Annotated in this window: 2 protein-coding genes; one reads left to right on the top strand and one right to left on the bottom strand. The window is 59.1% G+C overall.

Annotated elements, in window-relative coordinates:
• Positions 1-57: 57 nt before the first annotated feature.
• The gene (locus tag QN357_RS18705; protein ID WP_323505363.1) at positions 58-756 is read right to left on the bottom strand and encodes a hypothetical protein; all 699 of its coding nucleotides are present in this window, start codon (positions 754-756) and stop codon (positions 58-60) included.
• Positions 757-928: 172 nt separating this feature from the next.
• Here QN357_RS18705 and QN357_RS18700 point away from each other — a divergent pair, with 172 nt between their 5' ends.
• Positions 929-2,197 (top strand): HEPN/Toprim-associated domain-containing protein, encoded by a 1,269-nt coding sequence (locus QN357_RS18700; protein ID WP_323505362.1) that lies wholly within the window; start codon positions 929-931, stop codon positions 2,195-2,197.
• Positions 2,198-2,270 lie beyond the last annotated feature (73 nt).

Raw genomic sequence — 2,270 nt, 5'->3', positions numbered from 1 at the left:
CCCCAACCCAACCCGACGACATCGGAGGCATTCATTGGCATCAAAGCCGAATAGGCGTTACTGACTCACGCTCCTAGGTGTTCGATAACCGGTTTGGCGAACGGTCTGGCTCTTGACCGAACCGAGCCATTCGTGAAACATTTCCAAGAGCCGCGCTAGTTCGTCCTCGTATATCCGCCCCTTGGGCACATATAGGCGAAAGAGCAAGTTGCTCTGCACGTCGTCAATGAAAGTCGCCGACAGAATCGACATCTCGGCGTTCTTCTTGAACGTAGTGATCGTGACGCCATGGCGTTCGAACATGGCATGAACACCGCTCCGGGTTTCTGCCTCGACCTCTCCAAAGTATTCTCGCGCTGCACGATCGTTCCAAGAACCGTCGTCGTAGTCGGCACCGTCGTCGTAGAAGTCATCATCGGCCGATCTCTCTTCCAACTCGGGCAAAAGGGCCTGCAGCCCCGCGACAGTCTCATGAACCAGTACAAGATTCGGGACCAAACTGATTCGTTCGACGAGCACCTCCGCTACGTCTCTATAAACCGATCGCCTCATGCGCTGATAGTCCTTGCCCGTGAACTTCGCGATGACGCCCATCAAATTGGGGTCGGAAAGCAGCCCGCATATCACTCTCCAGTTGTCGGGCTTTGAGTTCAGCGACTTCACTTCATATCGGGTGCTGGACGTCGTCAACTTGCTGGTTGATGTCTCCGTAAGGGCCGAGCCAATGGCTAGAAGGAAACCGCGCGTGGTGCTCATCGCACCATCTTGGCAGTATTGAGCCTGGCGCCCTCGCGGCGTTCGCCATTCAAGTAGGTCCTAAACTCATCTCCTCGACAGGCCGTGTAGCGGGGCTGTCTGCGCCCCGGGCGTGCTGATGACGGACCTCCTAGGTGAGCTGCATCGCTCTACGCTGCCCTAGGATCCAGAGATGGGCGAGCGGTGGACTATGAATGCTGGGAGGAGGCAACTCTACTGGGGCAAGAATTACATCCCAGATGCCGTCGCTCTCCTGTTTACTGACGCCGACCTCACGGTGGCCGTCTCACCCACTCGCGACGACGAGACGGGCGAAACTTTCACCCCAGAAGTGTTCAGGTACCGCGGCGACGTTCTTACTATTCGTGCACGTCTTGAGTTGCAAGGCTTCACCCCCAGCAGCGCCTTCGACATCGCGCTCTCCTACATCAACGCCGTTCGTAGCGATCCCGAGGAGTCCATCTTCTCCACCTACTATTCCGAACAAGAGTCGAGTTATCTCAGCACCCGCGAGATGCTTATAGCGGTGATCGAATGGGCATATTCCCAAAGCCGAGAGACCCCGCCCAGTACGGCGGTCGAGCGCCACCTTGAGACCGTATGGCGCGACCTGGTCGAAGGCTACGACGATCCGCGGTTCGCCATCGCTCTACTTCTGCACGGGGCCCGCGCGAACACATCGATAGCTGTTGACCTATCCGGGTACCTTATGGGCGGCTGGCTTGAACCCGACGAGCGGCCACACATCACCGCACACCGGCGACTGACCAGCAGAATCAGTTCCAGCGGGGCGGTGATCGTGGTGACCGAAGGCAGCACGGATGCGCAGCTCCTGTCACGCGCTCTTCAGCTGGCCGAAACAGCAGTTGCACACCAATTCACATTCATGGACTTCAGCGCCACATCAGGGCCTGGTGGCGTCGACCAGGTCGAGCGGCTGACGAGGTCCCTCGCTGCCGCCGGCGTCGTTAATCGCGTTGTAGCGATACTCGACAACGACACGGCAGGCAATGAGGCCAAGCGTCGGCTTGACCGCTTGGGCCTGCCGCCGCACTTCGCCGTCCGAGTACTGCCAGACATCGCGCTCGCGCGGAATTACCCAACTGTTGGACCGGAGGGTCCCTCTCATGCGAGTGTCAACGGCCGCGCCGTCACAATCGAGATGAGCTTCGGCAGGGAAGTCCTCCTAGCCGGCGGCAACGGTCGGCTACCCCCGGTGCGCTGGGGTGGCACGGTGGGAAACACTCAGACGTACCAGGGCGGAATTGACTACAAGACTCAGGTGCAACGTGCGATCAAGGCAACGCTCGACTCGGCAACCGTGATCACCGATCTCCCTCCAGAGACCGCCAGATCATGCAGAGCTCTAGCTCAGATGATCCTCGGGGCTGCGATGACCAGCCGACCTATGATGGCGAGCGAGTACTCACCGCTGCTCTGACGGCGCTCACTGAAATTCCCCAGTTCTGCTCACTGAAATTCCCCACTCCGGGTCGCTTCCGCTCATAGAAGCG

The sequence above is a fragment of the Cryobacterium sp. RTC2.1 genome (assembly GCF_035018685.1).
GTDB classification, from domain to species: Bacteria; Actinomycetota; Actinomycetes; order Actinomycetales; family Microbacteriaceae; genus Cryobacterium; species Cryobacterium glucosi.
The sequence above is the reverse complement of the archived record's forward strand: the minus strand, read 5'-3'. Positions and strand labels throughout refer to the sequence as shown.

What these genes read in the sequence shown, in the direction of transcription:
- QN357_RS18705 (WP_323505363.1), bottom strand. Translation starts at nt 756, where the DNA reads ATGAGCACCACGCGCGGTTTCCTTCTAGCCATTGGCTCGGCCCTTACG.
- QN357_RS18700 (WP_323505362.1), top strand. Translation starts at nt 929, where the DNA reads ATGGGCGAGCGGTGGACTATGAATGCTGGGAGGAGGCAACTCTACTGG.